This is a genomic window from Enterovibrio sp. FF113, assembly GCF_041439165.1.
In the GTDB taxonomy this organism is placed as follows: Bacteria; Pseudomonadota; Gammaproteobacteria; order Enterobacterales; family Vibrionaceae; genus Enterovibrio; species Enterovibrio norvegicus_A.
Genome location: NZ_JBGONO010000022.1, coordinates 17,739 through 35,524, shown reverse-complemented (window position 1 = coordinate 35,524; position 17,786 = coordinate 17,739). Strand labels below are relative to the sequence as shown.

The window sequence follows — 17,786 nt, the reverse complement described above, 5'->3', positions numbered from 1 at the left end:
CAAATCAACCTCATTGGGCGATAAGCGAAATCCAAGGAGAACGGATGCAATTTCATACTCTTCCTCATACCAGCTTAGACGTCAGTAAAATATGCCTCGGTACCATGACGTTTGGTCAACAAAACTCAGAAGCTGATGCCCATGAACAACTGTCGTTAGCATTGGATCTTGGTGTGAACTTTATTGATACGGCCGAAATGTATGCCGTTCCCCCCACCCAAGAGACTCAAGGGTTAACAGAGAAATACATCGGTAGCTGGCTGCAAAAATCAGGTAAGCGCGACAAAGTGGTCATTGCAACCAAAGTGGCGGGGCCACGTGGTGTTCCTTACATTCGCGATAACATGTCGCTCGATCGCCGCAATGTACGTCAGGCGGTTGATGACAGTCTTGCTCGCCTACAAACTGACTACATCGACTTGTATCAAGTTCACTGGCCACAACGCCATGTGAATAGCTTCGGCCAACTTAACTATACACATCAAGATGAAAACTCAGGTGTCAGTTTGCTCGATACGCTAGATGCGCTATCGGAACTGGTGCGTGAAGGAAAAATTCGCTATATCGGTGTATCGAATGAAACGCCTTGGGGTGTCATGAGCTATCTGCGATTGGCGGAAAAACACAGCCTAACTCGCATTGTTTCAATCCAAAACCCTTACAACTTGCTCAACCGCAGCTTTGAAGTGGGCCTGTCAGAAATCAGCCATCAAGAAGGTGTTGAGTTGCTGGCTTATTCGCCACTGGCGTTTGGTGTACTCACGGGTAAGTATCTGAATGGCGCTCGTCCAGAAGGGGCTCGTTGTACCCGATGGGAACGGTTTGCACGTTATTTCACAGAGCAAGGACAAGCCGCAACAAAAGCCTACGTTGACCTCGCCAACGAGTTTTCGCTCGACCCCGCGCAAATGGCATTAGCGTTTGTGAACAGTCGTTCTTTCGTTGCCAGTAACATCATTGGTGCGACGACACTCGACCAGTTAAAAACCAATATCGAATCTATCGATATTCAATTGCCAGAAGAGCTGTTAATTCGCATCGATGAAGTGAGCGCGAAATACTCAAACCCTTGCCCTTAGTTCGCATCAGCAAGCGACTGCTTGGCTGAGTCATTCAGCACTGAGTCGCGTGGTGCTAATGAGCACAAGACGAGGCATAACTGGTTTGTCTTTAAGATAAGAAAAGCGCCAATTGGCGCTTTTTCTTTCGTCACACGCACATAGACTCAGCCGTCGAACACTATAATTGATGCCGACTTCACACAGGGTGGACAAGGCATGAAAGCAAATCATATCGGTGTATTTTGTATTTCCATATTGGCACTAGGAACAGCAGGTTGCACATCTCCAAACCCCTACGGCGATTCCTACGGCACAACAGATACACGTACCATTCAAGACGTGTATTACGGCACGGTGATTAAGGCAGAGCCAGTGACTCTCGACAGCTCTAGTCAAACCAATCTCATTGGCACCATCGCAGGGGCAGCCATTGGTGGAATACTAGGCTCCAAAGTTGGAGGCGGCACAGGCTCTGAAATCGCAGCGATTGGTGGGGGGTTGCTTGGCGGTTATGCCGGCAGTGAAGCTGCTGCAAAAGCTGGGGAAAGTAACGGGGTGAACCTCACGATTAAACTCGATGACAGTGGAAAGATCATTTCGATCGTTCAGGCGGTCAACCCAGATATGATTTTCCAAGATGGTCAGCAAGTGCAGGTCAATGTGGATGGCGATACAGCGCGGGTGGTTCCGCGCTAGCTATATATATGACTGGCTGCGACTCAGTGTCATTCATCACAGACTAAAAAGGATAGGGAGCCTTCCCAGCAAAGAAGGCTCCCTTTTGCTACGTGGTAGGGTTCAACCTCAACCGGCGACGCATACGTGCCACTTCGCGTTGTGCTTTAAACTGAGGCGCGACAGTGTGACCAATGGAAAAGCCATCTTTCTCGAAACCGATGTCACGCATTAAATGCTCAGACATAGGATCTCCAACGTAGCGGATACGTCGATGTGCTTTTCGCCATTGTGCTTCTTCATGCTTAATATCTAAACGAACGAACATAACGGCTAGACGAAGGTAAAGTGATTGGTTCATTGTGGACTCCATATTGTGTTTAGGAGGCCTTGGATAATCTGCGGGGAAATGAGAGTTGTTGCTTTCACATTTGGCCGCAGAAATATCCGCGGCCCACTTTCGAGGGGTGCGGAATTACTGTACAGGTTTTCGCATATCTGCGCACAAATTGGAGGCGCAGGTCATAACGGTTGTAAAAGTATGATTTTTCATTCGTTGCCTCCTTAAATTCGTTAACCTGAGTGATAACCGCGTTTGTAAATTCACTGTTAATATTAATGACAGAGATCAATATATCAACAAGTTATTTCATATAACGATCAATTTGAAGTCATTGTCTCCATTCAACATTCTGTACAAACTTTCACCATGCCATTCACTTTATTTTGCCTAATAATTGGTACATTTCACTGTTCGAGATTTATTCACTATCATTAGCTGTCTGCATCGTTTTTATTCGCTTTTTACTTCGAAAACATACGTCGATGATTGAATCGCTCATTTCAATGTCTTACTCATTATACTCCCCCTCTCATCAATCCGAATATCGGATAGGTTTTAACTTTTATCAATCTATTAATTGGATATTATGACACCATCTTTTAGGAGGAACGCTCAATGAGAACAATGACAGACCGTATTCGACATGCCATCGCATTTGAAGTGATTGGCTTGATTCTCATCGTCAGCATCCTGTCCCAATTTGGTTTTGATGCCGCCCACACAGGTGTGATGGGCATTGCGTTTTCAGTCATCGCGACAGGATGGAACTACATCTACAACGTGTGGTTTGACAAAGCGATGATGAAGCGGACAGGAACAACCAAGAAAACACAAAAACAGCGTATCTTACATGCCGTACTATTTGAGTTGGGTTTGCTGTGGATAACGCTTCCTGCAATGGCTTGGTGGCTAAACATTGGCTTGTGGCAGGCATTTGTCATGGATATCGGCCTTGTGGCTTTCTATCTGGTTTACGCTTACGTGTTCAACCTCGCTTATGACAAGTTGTTCCCGGTGCAAACAGAAGAACTGACAAATCACTAACAGCGAGCCCTATACTGAACAATAAAAAAAACCGCCTAGGGCGGTTTTTTTATTGCGGTTGAAACATGGGCTAATTAGCGAAAGCTACGAGGCGCAGGGATCAAGCTATGTTTGTTCAGCAGGCGATACATGGTCGCGCGCGATACTCCCAGCTCTTTAGCTGCTGCAGACACTTGACCATTGTTGCTTTCCAGCACGGCCAGCAAGGCATCACGTTCAGACTCTTCACGGATTTTGCGCAGGCTTTGCTTGTAATCCCCCTGACGTGGAAGATCCAAGTGCTCTGCTTCAATCACCAGATTATCTGCCAGCAACACCGCACGTTTTACCTGATTAATCAGTTCACGTACGTTACCTGGCCAGCTGTAGTTGGTCAGGATCTTATTGCCCTCTTCTGAGAAAGTGCGTGCCTGTGTGTTGTACTGGCGAGCAAATTTCAGCAGGAAGTGTTCAGCAAGGTCTGGAATATCAGCACTGCGTTCTTTCAAGGAAGGCACAGAGATGCGCAATACGTTTAGACGGTAGAATAAGTCTTCACGGAATAGACCTTCAGCAACCGCTTTTTCCAAATCCATATGTGTTGCCGCAATCACACGAACATCGATTTCTTTCGCGTATTTGTCATCATGGGATTCCACCGTGCCGTCTTGCAGCAAGTGAAGTAAGTTTGCCTGAAGGTTAAGCGGTAGGTCGCCAATTTCATCAAGGAACAACGTTCCCTGGTGCGCTTGCTGTACCTTCCCTTCGCTCGTACCATCACCAAATAGCTCTGATGAGATCAGCTTTTCTGGCAATGCACTGCATTTGACTGAAACAAACGGGCCTTTCGCGCGGGTAGAGGCATTATGAATTGCCATACCCACTAACTCTTTACCGGTACCGCTTTCCCCATGAATAAGCACGGAGACATCGGTCGGCGCAACACGACGCACTTGGTCACGCAGCTTCTTCATTACTGAGGTTTTGCCAAGCAAGCCCATGTCACTGTGATCGCCCAACTGCGGCCATACATGGCGCTCCAGTTTCAACATACCCAACTGGTGGCCAATGGTGCTCATCAACTGGCTATCTGGAATAGGAGACGTGAAGTAGTCGATGCAGAAGCTCACAATGAACTGACAAATTGCATCATTGTTGAGTTGATCTTCGCGGATAAGCGCCAGCCAACGCACTTGCTTATTACGGTTGACGAGAGACGCCACACCATTGAGACTAAAGTCATCGTGACTGATATCAACAATACCGATACAAGGACCGATATCTTGTAGAAGAGATTGAGCAGCTCTAAGGTCATAACAACGGTGGCAACGCCAACCCGCTTGCTCCAACGTTGCTAACCATGGTTCGTAGGTTCCCCCCACGACAACGAGAGAACTTGGAACTGCCTCAGATCTGAATTGCATACCCATAACGCCTGCCTTTAGTCATCCATTAACGACATGTGTTCAAAATGTTGTGAGTTCATTATATTTTGTAAGACAACTTAGTCTGTCTCAGTATAGATACAACCTAGCTCTCAATTCAGCTAGCATCCTAAAATAGACATTTCAGCTATCGCTAACCCTGACAAACAGACATCAAAAATCGACAACTAACCTTTTTAAATTCATCAGGTTAATTGATTGCACTGAACAATGGCGACTACATATTGAACATGGGATTTTTTGATGATCTCATTTATAAGAAAAAATATTTTCTCTTTTATTTTTCTTAAATCATAGACGATGACCCGCTTTCGTGAGGGTATCTATTGATAGAGAATCAGTGGAAAATCAAAACCGTGCCCCGATGAGACACGGTCTTTTAGTTAAGGCAGGGGAGTAAAGAGTTAAAGTGCTAGCGCACCTCTTCGCCGCTCGCAATGACAGTTTCACGCACTTTGTCTGCAAACAGCAACGCTTCTTCACGAACGGAATCTTCGTCTACGGTCAGTATGTCTCGGTTCTGCATTAAAACCTTACCATCGACAATGGCGTGTTTTACATTTGTCGCATAGGCCGAATACACCAATGCGGAGTAAGGGTTGTACATTGGCACCATATTTGGTGCTTGAGTATCAATGACGATGATATCCGCTAACTTGCCTATCTCCAGCGAACCGATCGTATCTTCCATATGTAGCGCTCGTGCCGCGCCAATGGTCGCCATTTCAATCACCTTAACGGGCGGCATAGCAGCGCGGTCTTGGTTCACCAACTTATGGACCTTTGCAACCTGATTGAATTCATCGATCGTACTCAAAGTATTGCCAGACATTGGCCCGTCGGTTCCTAACCCAATACGAAGACCATCATCAAACATCTTCAATGCCGGAGACACGCCTTTGGCAGATTTGATGTTGGCACTCATATTGTGCGCAATACCCACATCATATTTTTGCAGCAATGCAATATCAGCGTCGTCCACATTGATCACGTGAGCACCGACCAAGTTTGGCGTTAATGCACCAATGTCTGCCATATAGGCAACTGGCGATTTACCACCACTGCGCTCCGCAATCACTTCATTTTCACGGTCTGATTCAGCAAGATGGATCATCACAGGCACATCATGCTCTAGCGATAGCTTGGTGATTTTCTGCAGCACTTCCGTGGTGTTGGTATAGGGTGCATGCGGTGCAAACGCAGGGGTGATGCGTGGGTGATCTTTGTATTGCTCAATAAAATTAAGCGCGTACTGGATCCCTTCTTCTGCATTCGCAGCATCAGCAACCGGATACTTAATCACGGTTTCACCCAGCACAGCACGCATACCGATTTGATCGACGGTTTTTGCCACTTCATCTTCAAAGTAGTACATGTCTGCGTAAGTGGTCACGCCGCCTTTGAGCATTTCAACATTACCCAGTTGCGCACCAATACGCACCATGTCGCGACTCACCAACTTCTTCTCTAATGGGAAGATGTAACGGTGCAAGCGATCAGGCACATCGTCACCCAGCGAACGAAACACGGTCATCGACGCATGGGTATGAGTATTGATTAGGCCGGGCATCACGATGTCACCGTCGACATCTAATACACGTTTCGCTTTGTAGTCATCGGCAAGAGAGGCCTCCCCGACTGCAACGATCTTATTCCCTTTCACAGCAACAACACCTTGCTGATAAACCGTTTTATCGGCATTCATTGTCAGCACAGTCGCATCAGTGATCAGCAAATCAACATTTTCAGCGGCAAAGGCTGTTGTCGACATCATGGTCGCAAGCGCGACACTGGCAGAAAGTAGCGTTTTTTTAAGCATCATTTTCATCATCATTCAGCGGCAAGGGAAAACGCGAGCATCATGGGGGGCGAGGGACAAAAGCGGAACAAAAACGTTATTTGGATCGCAAAAAGTGTGAGCTATGCCAAACGATTGCTTATGGAATTTAGCGCATAAAAAAACACCGGATAAATCCGGTGTTTTGATGTCTCACAGACGTCTTAAATTCGTCTCACAACCAAGGCAATTACGCTTTGTTGGGGTTCTGTGGACGCATCGCAGGGAACAAAATCACGTCACGAATCGTGTGCGTGTTGGTAAACAGCATCGCCAAACGGTCAATACCAATACCTTGACCCGCCGTTGGTGGCAAGCCGTGTTCCAATGCAGTGATGTAGTCAGCGTCGTAGAACATCGCTTCGTCATCACCCGACTCTTTCGCGTCAACCTGTGCTTTAAAGCGCGCATCTTGATCTTCAGCGTCATTCAGCTCAGAGAAGCCATTTGCCACTTCGCGACCGCCGATGAAGAACTCAAAACGATCAGTGAAGAATGGATTGCTATCGCTACGACGCGCCAGCGGAGAAATGTCTGCTGGGTAGCCAGTGATAAAGGTCGGCTGGATCAACTTAGGTTCTGCGGTTTCACCGAAGATTTCTTCAAGCAGCTGACCACATGTCCAGAACTTCTCAACGTAGATTTCCAATGACGTCGCAATAGAAACCATCAGATCACGATTCTGAACACCTTCTTCATCCAATGCTTGGATAGCTTCATGCTCAGGATTGTATTGCTTGATCGCCTCTAGCATGGTCATACGCGCATACTTACCGCCGAACTCAACGGTATGCTCGCCGTAAGGCATGGCAGAATTACCAAGCACCTCGATGGCTACCGTGCGCAGCATGTCTTCAGTCAGATCTATCAGATCGTTGTAATCCGCGTATGCCATGTAGAATTCGATCATGGTGAATTCTGGATTGTGGCGCGGAGACAAACCTTCGTTACGGAAGTTACGGTTGATTTCGAACACACGCTCAAAACCGCCCACAACCAAACGCTTCAGGTATAGCTCAGGCGCAATACGCAGGTACATTTCCTGATCGAGTGCGTTGTGGTGAGTGATGAATGGACGTGCAGACGCACCGCCAGGGATCACTTGCATCATTGGCGTTTCCACTTCCATAAAGTCTTTTGACTCCATGTAGCGGCGAATCGCTGAAATGAGCTTTGAACGTACTTTAAACGCATTACGTGAATCTTCGTTCACGATAAGGTCAACGTAACGCTGACGGTAACGCGTCTCTTGGTCAGTCAAGCCGTGGAACTTTTCAGGAAGAGGACGCAGCGCTTTCGTCAGCAGCTCGAACTCTTCCATGTTCACGTACAGATCGCCCTTGCCTGATTTGTGCAAGGCACCTTTCACACCGATGATATCGCCGATATCCAGACCTTGGTATTTGTCTTTTAGTTCATTTTGAACGTCTTTTGCTGCGTACGCCTGAATGCGACCGCTTACGTCTTGAATCGCTAGGAATGGTCCACGTTTGGCCATCACTCGGCCAGCGATGCTGACTTTATGATCCAGTGTTTCTAGCTCTTCCTTGCTCTTTTCGCCGAATTCAGCCTGAAGGTCTGCAGCTTTGTGCTCACGACGAAAATCATTCGGGTGGCCGTTAGCGCTGCAGTTTTGACGAATGTGGTTCAGCTTGGCACGACGCTCCGCAATCAGCTTGTTTTCGTCTAGTAATTGGTCAGTCATAGTGAACCTTTAATTAACTTAAAAAATTACAAACCAGATTTCAGGCTGGCTTCAATAAATTTGTCGAGATCACCGTCAAGCACCGCTTGAGTATTGCGGTTTTCAATGCCGGTACGCAGATCTTTAATACGCGCGTCATCCAACACGTATGAGCGGATTTGACTGCCCCACCCAATGTCAGATTTCGAATCTTCGTTGGCTTGCTTCTCTGCATTCTGTTTGTGCATTTCGAGCTCAAACAGTTTTGCGCGAAGCTGCTTCATCGCCTGATCTTTGTTTTTGTGCTGGCTACGGTCATTCTGGCACTGCACCACGGTATTCGTTGGTATGTGCGTAATACGTACCGCAGATTCAGTGGTGTTGACGTGCTGACCGCCCGCGCCCGAAGCACGGTATACGTCAATACGTAGATCAGAAGGATTGATGTCGATTTCAATGTTGTCATCAACTTCTGGGTAAATAAACGCAGAAGCAAACGAGGTATGACGACGACCGCCTGAGTCAAACGGGGATTTGCGCACCAAACGGTGAACACCGGTTTCAGTGCGCAGCCAGCCGTAAGCGTATTCGCCGCTCACGCGAACCGTCGCTGATTTCAATCCAGCCACATCACCTGCTGACACTTCAATCACTTCAGATTTGAAGCCTTTCGAATCTGCCCAGCGCAAGTACATGCGCAATAGCATCGATGTCCAATCTTGCGCTTCTGTGCCGCCCGATCCTGCTTGCAGGTCGATATAGCAATCAGCACCATCATGGTCGCCTGCAAACATACGACGGAATTCAAGCTTTTCTAGCTTGGCTTCTAAGTCGCTCAGTTCAGGTTCAATTTCATCGAAGGTGTCTTGGTCGCTTTCTTCAACGGCCAATTCCAGCAAATCGTTGATGTACCCACCACCCTGGTCTAGCTGATCGATGGTTTCTACCACCGCCTCAAGCGACGCACGCTCTCGACCTAGCGTTTGAGCACGCTCAGGTTCAGCCCAGACGTCAGGTTGTTCAAGTTCAGCATTAACTTCTTCTAGACGTTCTTTCTTGGCGTCATAGTCAAAGATACCCCCTAAGGACATTTGCGCGTTCGGCAATGTCCGCTAGGCGGTTTTTGATTGGATTGATTTCAAACATGGTCACTTATCTAAGTTCAGAATGAGTTTTAACCGCCGAATTCTACAGAATTGCGGACGGAATATACAGAGTGTGATGAGGATCAAAGGTGAATATTTAGATAAAAAGAAGGAAAGAAACAAAAGCAATGCGCGAAAAAGCATAGAGAGAGCACAGGTAATGGAACGTAGGAGCTGCACGTCCTACGTCCTAGAGCCGCTTTTTTATTACACCGCCACCACATGTTCTACCATAAGCTGCACAGTTCGGTTACCGCGAAACTCATTCACATCAAGCCGATAAGCCAACTCGACCTTCTGAACTGATGGGTCAGGCCAGCGACGTAGATCAACGTTAAATGCGATAGCATCCACCATTTGCCCGCCCAATGCAGGTTCTAGCATCATTTTCAGGTGTTTTCCGCCCACCAGCTTTTGATGCAGCAATTTGAACGTACCGTCAAACAATGGCTCAGGGAAGCCTTGTCCCCATGGGCCACCTGCGCGCAGTATTTCGGCTACGTCCATGCTGATTTCTTCTGGCAACAGTTCACCATCAGATAACAACACACCTTTAAGCTGATCTTCGCTAATGATGTTTTGTACCGCTTCATCAAACAAACGTGAGAAGCGCTCGTAGTCTGCTTCTGCGATGGTTAAGCCCGCCGCCATGGCGTGCCCACCGAATTTTTTAATCAACCCTGGGTTTTGCGTATCAATTAAGTCCAAGGTATCGCGCATGTGAAGGCCTTGGATAGAACGAGCTGAACCTTTTACCTCACCTTCATCACCGGCGGCAAATGCAATCACAGGGCGATGGAATTTGTCTTTAATGCGCGAAGCGACAATCCCAATCACGCCTTGGTGCCACTCGCGTTGGAACAGCGCGAGGCCACTCGGTAGACGAGTATCTTCACCAAACTGCAATCGCTCACAGATAGCCATGGCTTCTTCTTTCATGCCTTGTTCAATGTCTTTACGGCTTTGGTTCAGCGCATCCAACTCGCTCGCCATTTGACGTGCAGCAGGTAAACTTTCACTCAATAAAAGCTCAATACCGAAAGACATATCATCCAAACGCCCTGCCGCGTTAATGCGAGGGCCGAGCGCGAAACCAAAATCGCTCGCCACCAACGTTGCCATGTTGCGATTGGCGACTTCAATCAGCGCTTGAATACCCGGTCGGCATTTTCCTGCGCGTATACGCATTAGCCCTTGGTGCACCAAAATACGGTTATTGGTGTCCAGCGCGACCACATCCGCCACCGTACCCAGCGCGACCAAATCCAGCAGATCGGCCAAATTAGGCTCAGCCATTTGACGCTCGACAAACCAGCCCGTTTCACGAAGGTGCGCCCGAAGGGCGAGCATTAGATAAAACGCCACGCCAACACCCGCGAGCGATTTGGATGGAAAACCACACTCATCAAGATTTGGGTTCACCATGGCATCGGCATCAGGCAACACATTGCCTGGCAAGTGGTGATCAGTCACGACGACCTGAATGCCACGTTCTTTTGCAGCGGCAACGCCTTCAATCGATGACACACCGTTATCCACGGTCATGATAAGTTCCGCGCCTTTTGCCGCCGCTTGCGCGACCACGTCTGGGCTTAGGCCATATCCATCATCAAATCGGTTCGGCACCAAGTAATCAACGTTGTGACAGCCCATCATACGAAACGCGGTCACTGATAGTGCAGAACTCGTGGCACCATCAGCATCAAAATCCCCCACCACAATAATGCGTCGCCCTTGCGCCATCGCATCTGCCAGCAATTGTACGGCTTTCTCAATGCCATACAATTCGCTGAAGCTGTGAAGCCCTTTTGCGCTGCGTTCTAGCTCGCCTTCACTGGTGATCCCGCGGTTGGCGTAAATACGTTGAAGTAAAGGTGGCATTGAGGCAGGAAATTCTGCATCAGGTGTGGATTGGCGACGTTTGATTTCAATCATGGGAACAAGACCTGTCTGTGGCGGTGTATACACCGACGACTGTAAGAATGCGGATTGAGGAACTCATTGTAACGAGATGGGGGTAAAGCGAAAGCCTCACGGGCAGTTTACTCGGGCTTAGAACGCAAAAAGGCGCAGACTGTCGCCTGCGCCTTTTTGGGGAAACGGAGGTTTAGCCTTTTTGCTGAAGCACTTCTAGCAACTTAGGTGCTGGCAAGTAACCTGATAGCATGGTGCCATCTTGCAGCATAATCGCGGGCGTGCCGCTCACACCCATCGAGGTGCCGAGCGCCATGTGACGACGAACCAAATCATTACATGCATCTGTTTCTTTATTAAAATCGCCTGCTTTCGCTGCATTCATTGCGACAGCTCTGTCATCTGCACACCAAATCGCACTCATTTGTTCCATATTTGGTGAACGCTCACCAGAACGAGGAAACGCCAAGTAACGAACAGTAATGCCGAGATCGTTATAGTCTTGCATCTCACGGTGCAGCTTCATGCAATAGCCGCACGTCGTATCGGTATATACATTCACGATATGCTTTTCATTTTTTGCTGGGTACACGATCAACTCTTTCTCAACGCCTGCGGCATCAAACAGTTTTTTGTTGCGTTTAGCCTGAGCAATCTCGGTGAGGTTGATCGATTCTTTTTCGTTGGTGTGGAACAATTGACCGTAAATAAAGTAAGAACCGTCTTTGTTGGCGTAAACCACACCACCATTCGTGATCACTTCAAAAAGCCCCTCAACAGGCGACGCTTCAATGCTTTCAATATTAAGTCGATATTGTGCTAACACATCAGAAATGGCAGCTTTATCCGCCCCTTCTACTGCCTGAGCACCAAAAGAAAACAAGGCTGAAGAGAGCATGACACCCGCAAGCAGTTGTTTGAAATTCATCGTGTTTTTATCCCATTTATCTACAAAGGCCCACAAGACGCAGGCATACCATTACTCTTTCAGACCGGAAAACCAGAAAAAAATCCCTGAATAGGCAAAAATATTTTTTCCACCCACTGTTTTAAAACCGTCCAAGCCATTTTAACAGCCGCCTTATGACCACGGTTAAATATACTATTATGCCCGAGGATGATGCTCTTGGTGCAATTGTTTTAATCGCTCAGTCGCCACATGCGTATAGATCTGAGTGGTCGACAAGTCGCTATGCCCGAGCAACATCTGCACCACTCGTAAATCAGCACCGTGATTGAGTAAATGCGTCGCAAATGCATGGCGTAATACGTGCGGCGATAGCAGTTCGCTATCAATGCTTGCCAACGCGGCATAAAACTTAATACGGTGCCAGAAAGTCTGTCGGGTCATCATTCGCCCGCGACGACTAGGGAAAAACACATCGGACGTTTTCTCTCCCAGCAATCCTTGTCGGGAATGAGCAAGATAGTGTTCTAGCCAATCAATGGCCGATTCCCCCATTGGCACCAAGCGCTCCTTGCCACCTTTACCGATCACTCGCACAACGCCTTGTCGCAAGCTGACGTTTTCCGTGGTCAAACTGATCAATTCAGTGACACGTAGTCCCGTCGCATACAGCAGTTCCATCATGGCTTTGTCGCGCAGTTCCAGCATATCGTCCGTATCAGGCGCATCCAGCAAAGCGTCCACCTGTTCTTCGGAGAGATCTTTTGGTAAGCGTTTCGGCAACTTGGGGCTGATCAAGGTGGCGGAGGGATCGTCTTCACGCTGCTTTTCACGATAAAGATATTGGAACAAGCGACGCATGGCGGACAACATACGAGCGCGGCTCGTCTGCTTAAAATCTTGATCAAATAGCCAGTGCTGATAATCCTGCAAAGTGGGGGTCGTGACCGTTGTTAGCTGCACATTATCTTGCGATAACCAATGGCACAGCTTCATTAAATCATTGCGATAGGAAATCAAGGTGTTTTCTGACAGCCCTCGTTCCATCCACATCGCATCTAAAAACTGCTCAACCAAACTGGTATTTTGTTCCACGATTCACTCACTTAACGACGCAATATTGCTTTCTTCAAACTACCTCAGTTTACTATGAATGCAAGCGTAGCCCTTGTTTTAAGGTGTTTCACGAGTATTTGTTCAGCAAAGATAGCGCGATGAGTAAACTCTGGGGTAGAGAAGCCGCCCCGTGACAGGTAAAATCGCGCCAAGCGCAACAGCAGGAAATAGGCATGAAGATAGGTTTGTTCTACGGCTCGACGACGTGTTACACCGAAATGGCCGCGGAAAAGATCCGTGATATTTTGGGTGACGAGTTAGTGGACGTTCACAACATCAAAGACGCCCCCGTGAGCGATATGAACCAGTACGATCTCCTATTACTGGGCATTTCCACGTGGGATTTTGGTGAACTGCAAGAAGACTGGGAAGCGGTTTGGGACCAGCTTGAAGGGCTTAAACTTCAAGGAAAAACCGTGGCACTGTTTGGATTGGGCGACCAAGAAGGCTACGCAGAATGGTACCTTGACGCCATGGGTTTGCTTCACGATCAATTGCTCCCAACCGGACTGAATTTCGTTGGCTACTGGCCTGTTGAAGGCTACACCTTTGACGCATCCAAAGCCCTGACCGAGGATGGAAAGCACTTTGTCGGCCTGGCGCTAGATGAAGACAGTCAATACGAATTAAGTGATGAGCGCATCGCCACTTGGTGTGAACAAGTGCTCACCGAATACCAAGCCTTGCTTTAATTTTAGCGCCCAATCACCGTCCTCTTTTCGGCATAAAAAAACCACCGCATGCGGTGGTTTTTTTGACGCTGAAAACTAACGCTTCAACGCATACATCACATCACTTAGGCGTGAGACGACTCGCCTTTCTGTGCGGGTGCAAAACGAACAGCCACTGTCGCAATCACGGTTGGCAACAGCCATGCCATACCAAAGTTAAACAATGGTAGCGCTTTAAGCACAGACATATCCATACCCGCCACTTTCGCCGCATCCAACAATGCAAATACCAGTGACACACCCAATACCACTCGGTAAGCCAGTGCAGGATTAGGCATGAAACGGCGCAGGAAGGTCAGCGCAATCAACGCAATCGCAACAGGGTACAGTGCAAACAATACAGGCACTGAAATCGCAATCAATTGGGTCAAACCAACATTCGCCACAATGGCACACGCCACTGACAAAATCACAACCCATTGACGATAAGAGACTTTCACTAAAGTGCTGAAGTAATCCGCACATGCTGACACCAAACCAATGACCGTGGTTAAACACGCCAGAATGATAATCGCAGACAAAATGATTTGACCAGCAGGGCCAAACAACGCCATCACATACGCCGACAGAATCGCACCGCCATTCGCCGCTCCTGCTGCCACACCCGTTGCTGTCGCGCCGAGATAGAACAGAGAAACATAAACAAACGCCAAGCCTGTCGCGGCAATCACGCCAGCATAAATCAGGTATTGGCAGGTTTTTGCGTCAGACGTGATGCCTTTCTTACGGATCACATCAACAATCAGCATACCGAACATCAGTGCCGCAAAGGTATCCATGGTGTTGTAGCCTTCGAGGAAACCCGTTGCGAATGCTTGATCAACATACGCGCCTTGCGCTGGTGCTACATCGCCCTGCGGATTAACCACAACAGCAATCGCCAGAACCACCAATGCCGCAAACAATGCCGGTGTCAGTAGTTTACCAATGGTATCAATCAGTTTGCCTTGAGACAGGGAGAAGAACATTGCAACGGCGAAGAACACCACAGAGAACAATGATAGTTCCCACTGACCTGCATCGGTCAAAAACGGCTTAAAGCCCATTTCATAGGCAACGAGGCCCGCACGAGGCGCCGCAAATGCAGGACCAATGATGATGAAAATCAGCACAGCCATCAGTGTTGCTACTGACGTTGGAAGATCACGCGTTAAGCCTTTCCAACCACCACCAGCAACAGCGACGGCAATAATACCGATAAGAGGCAAGCCCACTGCCGTGGTCAAAAAGCCCAGCATGGCAGAAAAAGTATGATCACCAGCAAGAAAGCCTGCTTGCGGTGGGAAAATGATATTGCCTGCCCCGAGGAAAAACGCAAAGGTCATAAAACCTAGCGCGAGTATGTCGCTAACCTTTAAACTCTCTTTCACTATTTACTACCTATGTGTGTTTGCAGATGTGTATTTGCCAATACGTGTAATCAATCGGTTAGCCTTTTGGTTTTTTTTACTGAGCTTTACCGTGTAGACAGGATAATGACGAAGTTTCACCATGCAGACAATAGGGCAGTAAAAATCAGGCTATTAATTCAATTTATAATAAAAAATAAGTATTAAATGCCAATAATTGATCATTAACCAAAACTATCAAAAGAATATGGCACACAAAAACAGTAACAACACAGCAACATTATCATCTATTTTTTGAGCAATTTAAGATAATCACGTGGCGGAGATAAAGTGAGTAAAGGCTTTCAATTCAAACAGTTTTCGATTGATAACGCCGACTGTGGCATGCCAGTGAGTACCGATGGCGTGCTGCTTGGCGCTTGGGCTGACGCCGAAAATCGCGACAACGTGTTAGATATTGGGACGGGAACAGGTTTACTGTCTTTGATGATGGCGCAACGATTTCCTCACGCCCACATCACCGCCCTCGACATTGATCAACAAGCCGCAGAGAGCGCGCGTCTCAATGCAGAACAATCTGCTTGGAACAAACGCATCATTGTCATGCACCAAGACATTACGCAATGGCAGGACGCGGTCAAATTCGACACCATTATCTGCAATCCGCCCTACTTCAACTCCGGGGAACAAGCGACAGATTCGAAGCGAGCGATGGCGCGTCATACCGACACGCTTTCTCATGACAGCTTATTAAAAGTGATAAAAACGCACCTTTTCCCGAACGGGCATGCGCATTTGATCTTACCCTCAGTGGAAGCCGAACAATTGATCACGAAAGCGATTCATTACGGTCTGTATTGCCAAAGGGTAACGTCGGTAAAGCCCACATCGACTAAACCAGTGAGCCGAAAACTCATCACCTTTTCGCCTATAGAGCAGGAAAAATGCCTGCAAACCACGCTGGTGATCCAAGAGAATGGCGCGTATTCAGACGACTTTGTGGCACTAACAAAAGATTTTTACCTCAAGATGTGATGGCCGCACTTGAAATTATCTTAACTATCTATGTCAGTTAATCTCGTTGAACGATGCATCTTGAGGATGTTTGGGTATATAATCCGCCCCCTAACTTTGAGTGGAGAAACAACGCGTGCGAACTTTTGCAGAACTAGAACTGGATCCTAAACTGCTAATGGCGCTGGATGACATTGGCTTCGAGCGACCAACCGCTATCCAGGCTGACGTGATCCCTCATGGTATGGATGGCCGTGATGTATTGGCGTCTGCGCCAACCGGAACAGGTAAAACCGCAGCATTTGTGCTGCCTTTGTTGCAGCACTTACTGGACTTCCCGCGCCAAGACCCAGGCCCTGCACGCGCACTGATCCTCACTCCAACTCGTGAGTTGGCGATCCAAGTCGCAGACCAAGCACGTGCGCTGGCGAAAAACACAGATTTAAAAATTATCACCATTACGGGTGGTATTTCTTATCAAGAACACGCCGAAATTCTGGGTAAAACACAAGATATCGTGGTGGCAACACCAGGTCGCTTGATGGAATATGTAGAAGGCGAACGCTTTGATTGCCGCGCCATTGAAAGCTTGGTGCTCGATGAAGCCGACCGCATGCTAGACATGGGCTTTGGCCCTGCCGTTGAGCGTCTGTCAAATGAATGTCGCTGGCGTAAGCAAAGTATGCTGTTCTCAGCAACGCTCGAAGGCAAAGGCATTCAGGGCTTTAAAGAGACGCTGCTGACCGATCCTGTCGAAGTGACCGCAGAGCCGCCTCGCCGCGAACGCAAAAAAATCACCCAGTGGTATTACCGCTGTGATGACATGAACCACAAATACGCATTGTTGAAGTCCATTCTGGCAGATCAAGCCAACCGTGCGATCATCTTTGTGAAAACCCGTGAGCGTCTTGCTGCCCTTCGCGAAGAACTGACCAGACAGAAGATAAGCTGTGCGTGGATCCAAGGTGAAATGGCACAAGCCAAACGCACCAATGCGATTGAGCGATTCTCAAGCGGTGAGATCAACTTCCTGCTCGCAACAGATGTTGCCGCGCGCGGTATCGATGTACCAAACATCAGCCACGTCATTAACTTTGATTTACCACGCAAAGCGGATGTGTACTTGCACCGTATCGGTCGTACTGCGCGCGCGGGTAAAAAAGGGAATGCCGTTTCGCTGGTCGAAGCACACGATCAAGCCATGATGGATCGTATTTGTCGTTACATGAATGAAGACGTCAAAGAGCGCCATATCGAAGGTTTGAAGCCGTCGCATAAAAAGCCTGCCTTCAAGAAGAAAAAAGTCAAAGCACCGAAGAAGGTCTTAAAAGCTAAAGCTAAAAAAGTAGCAAAGAAAGTGGCGAAAAAAGCAGCGAAAACAACGGATAAATCGTAAATAAATAGATTTTACATCCTAATAACGTTAAAAAAGGAGGCTGAAAGCCTCCTTTTTTTGTTCCTTGCGATCACTCGCAGCAAAAAATGCTAATCAGCCAAGGGAATACAGGCTGAAGACCGGGCTCACAAAGCGCCACATTATTA

Annotated in this window: 15 protein-coding genes; 6 read left to right on the top strand and 9 right to left on the bottom strand. The window is 47.8% G+C overall.

All coding sequences use genetic code 11. The annotated features are described in order from the left end of the window. Positions 1–44: 44 nt before the first annotated feature. Together ACED36_RS16995 and ACED36_RS16990 are read left to right on the top strand one after the other, a co-directional pair. Positions 45–1,079 (top strand): NADP(H)-dependent aldo-keto reductase, encoded by a 1,035-nt coding sequence (locus tag ACED36_RS16995; RefSeq protein WP_017004581.1) that lies wholly within the window; start codon positions 45–47, stop codon positions 1,077–1,079. 198 nt (positions 1,080–1,277) lie between these two features. Next, positions 1,278–1,757: a glycine zipper 2TM domain-containing protein gene (locus ACED36_RS16990; protein ID WP_016961698.1), complete on the top strand. Its 480-nt coding sequence runs from the start codon at positions 1,278–1,280 to the stop codon at positions 1,755–1,757. A gap of 88 nt (positions 1,758–1,845) precedes the next feature. Here ACED36_RS16990 and ACED36_RS16985 read toward each other — a convergent pair whose 3' ends face one another. Further along, a complete protein-coding gene (locus ACED36_RS16985) occupies positions 1,846–2,097 on the bottom strand; it encodes a hypothetical protein (RefSeq protein WP_016961699.1) in 252 nt (83 codons plus the stop codon). Positions 2,098–2,694: 597 nt separating this feature from the next. Between ACED36_RS16985 and ACED36_RS16980 the strand changes: the two genes are divergently transcribed. Continuing rightward, positions 2,695–3,123 (top strand): PACE efflux transporter, encoded by a 429-nt coding sequence (locus tag ACED36_RS16980; RefSeq protein ID WP_026024017.1) that lies wholly within the window; start codon positions 2,695–2,697, stop codon positions 3,121–3,123. Between the two features lie 74 nt (positions 3,124–3,197). On the opposite strand, the gene ACED36_RS16975 is transcribed toward ACED36_RS16980, so the two are convergent. The 7 genes from ACED36_RS16975 to xerD form a co-directional block, all read right to left on the bottom strand. Beyond that, positions 3,198–4,532, bottom strand: a complete 1,335-nt coding sequence (locus ACED36_RS16975; protein ID WP_016961701.1) for a sigma-54 dependent transcriptional regulator — start codon at positions 4,530–4,532, stop codon at positions 3,198–3,200. Between the two features lie 427 nt (positions 4,533–4,959). Then, positions 4,960–6,369, bottom strand: a complete 1,410-nt coding sequence (locus tag ACED36_RS16970) for an amidohydrolase (RefSeq protein ID WP_017004579.1) — start codon at positions 6,367–6,369, stop codon at positions 4,960–4,962. 205 nt (positions 6,370–6,574) lie between these two features. Then, positions 6,575–8,089, bottom strand: coding sequence for a lysine--tRNA ligase (lysS, locus tag ACED36_RS16965; protein ID WP_017004578.1), 1,515 nt, complete (start codon positions 8,087–8,089; stop codon positions 6,575–6,577). A gap of 26 nt (positions 8,090–8,115) precedes the next feature. Next, a protein-coding gene (gene prfB, locus ACED36_RS16960) for a peptide chain release factor 2 (protein ID WP_139128050.1) occupies positions 8,116–9,214 on the bottom strand; the annotation gives its coding sequence in 2 pieces (ribosomal slippage) (positions 8,116–9,138 and positions 9,140–9,214; 1,098 coding nt in all). 206 nt (positions 9,215–9,420) lie between these two features. Next, positions 9,421–11,148 (bottom strand): single-stranded-DNA-specific exonuclease RecJ, encoded by a 1,728-nt coding sequence (recJ, locus tag ACED36_RS16955; protein ID WP_016961705.1) that lies wholly within the window; start codon positions 11,146–11,148, stop codon positions 9,421–9,423. 172 nt (positions 11,149–11,320) lie between these two features. After that, a complete protein-coding gene (gene dsbC / locus ACED36_RS16950) occupies positions 11,321–12,055 on the bottom strand; it encodes a bifunctional protein-disulfide isomerase/oxidoreductase DsbC (protein ID WP_016961706.1) in 735 nt (244 codons plus the stop codon). Between the two features lie 177 nt (positions 12,056–12,232). Then, positions 12,233–13,129: a site-specific tyrosine recombinase XerD gene (xerD, locus tag ACED36_RS16945; protein ID WP_016961707.1), complete on the bottom strand. Its 897-nt coding sequence runs from the start codon at positions 13,127–13,129 to the stop codon at positions 12,233–12,235. 194 nt (positions 13,130–13,323) lie between these two features. On the opposite strand from xerD, the gene fldB reads away from it, so the two are divergent. After that, the gene (gene fldB / locus ACED36_RS16940; protein WP_016961708.1) at positions 13,324–13,842 is read left to right on the top strand and encodes a flavodoxin FldB; all 519 of its coding nucleotides are present in this window, start codon (positions 13,324–13,326) and stop codon (positions 13,840–13,842) included. A 104-nt stretch (positions 13,843–13,946) separates the two neighbouring features. On the opposite strand, the gene brnQ is transcribed toward fldB, so the two are convergent. After that, entirely contained in the window at positions 13,947–15,251 is a 1,305-nt protein-coding gene (gene brnQ, locus ACED36_RS16935) for a branched-chain amino acid transport system II carrier protein (RefSeq protein ID WP_083252372.1), read from the bottom strand. Positions 15,252–15,614: 363 nt separating this feature from the next. On the opposite strand from brnQ, the gene ACED36_RS16930 reads away from it, so the two are divergent. Both ACED36_RS16930 and srmB read left to right on the top strand, forming a co-directional pair. After that, on the top strand, positions 15,615–16,265 hold the full coding sequence (locus tag ACED36_RS16930) for a tRNA1(Val) (adenine(37)-N6)-methyltransferase (RefSeq protein ID WP_241823389.1): 651 nt from the start codon (positions 15,615–15,617) through the stop codon (positions 16,263–16,265). A 115-nt stretch (positions 16,266–16,380) separates the two neighbouring features. Next, positions 16,381–17,640, top strand: a complete 1,260-nt coding sequence (gene srmB, locus ACED36_RS16925) for an ATP-dependent RNA helicase SrmB (RefSeq protein ID WP_017004574.1) — start codon at positions 16,381–16,383, stop codon at positions 17,638–17,640. Positions 17,641–17,786: the final 146 nt, after the last annotated feature.

What these genes read in the sequence shown, in the direction of transcription:
- ACED36_RS16995 (WP_017004581.1), top strand. Translation starts at nt 45, where the DNA reads ATGCAATTTCATACTCTTCCTCATACCAGCTTAGACGTCAGTAAAATA.
- ACED36_RS16990 (WP_016961698.1), top strand. Translation starts at nt 1,278, where the DNA reads ATGAAAGCAAATCATATCGGTGTATTTTGTATTTCCATATTGGCACTA.
- ACED36_RS16985 (WP_016961699.1), bottom strand. Translation starts at nt 2,097, where the DNA reads ATGAACCAATCACTTTACCTTCGTCTAGCCGTTATGTTCGTTCGTTTA.
- ACED36_RS16980 (WP_026024017.1), top strand. Translation starts at nt 2,695, where the DNA reads ATGAGAACAATGACAGACCGTATTCGACATGCCATCGCATTTGAAGTG.
- ACED36_RS16975 (WP_016961701.1), bottom strand. Translation starts at nt 4,532, where the DNA reads ATGGGTATGCAATTCAGATCTGAGGCAGTTCCAAGTTCTCTCGTTGTC.
- ACED36_RS16970 (WP_017004579.1), bottom strand. Translation starts at nt 6,369, where the DNA reads ATGATGCTTAAAAAAACGCTACTTTCTGCCAGTGTCGCGCTTGCGACC.
- lysS (WP_017004578.1), bottom strand. Translation starts at nt 8,089, where the DNA reads ATGACTGACCAATTACTAGACGAAAACAAGCTGATTGCGGAGCGTCGT.
- recJ (WP_016961705.1), bottom strand. Translation starts at nt 11,148, where the DNA reads ATGATTGAAATCAAACGTCGCCAATCCACACCTGATGCAGAATTTCCT.
- dsbC (WP_016961706.1), bottom strand. Translation starts at nt 12,055, where the DNA reads ATGAATTTCAAACAACTGCTTGCGGGTGTCATGCTCTCTTCAGCCTTG.
- fldB (WP_016961708.1), top strand. Translation starts at nt 13,324, where the DNA reads ATGAAGATAGGTTTGTTCTACGGCTCGACGACGTGTTACACCGAAATG.
- ACED36_RS16930 (WP_241823389.1), top strand. Translation starts at nt 15,615, where the DNA reads ATGCCAGTGAGTACCGATGGCGTGCTGCTTGGCGCTTGGGCTGACGCC.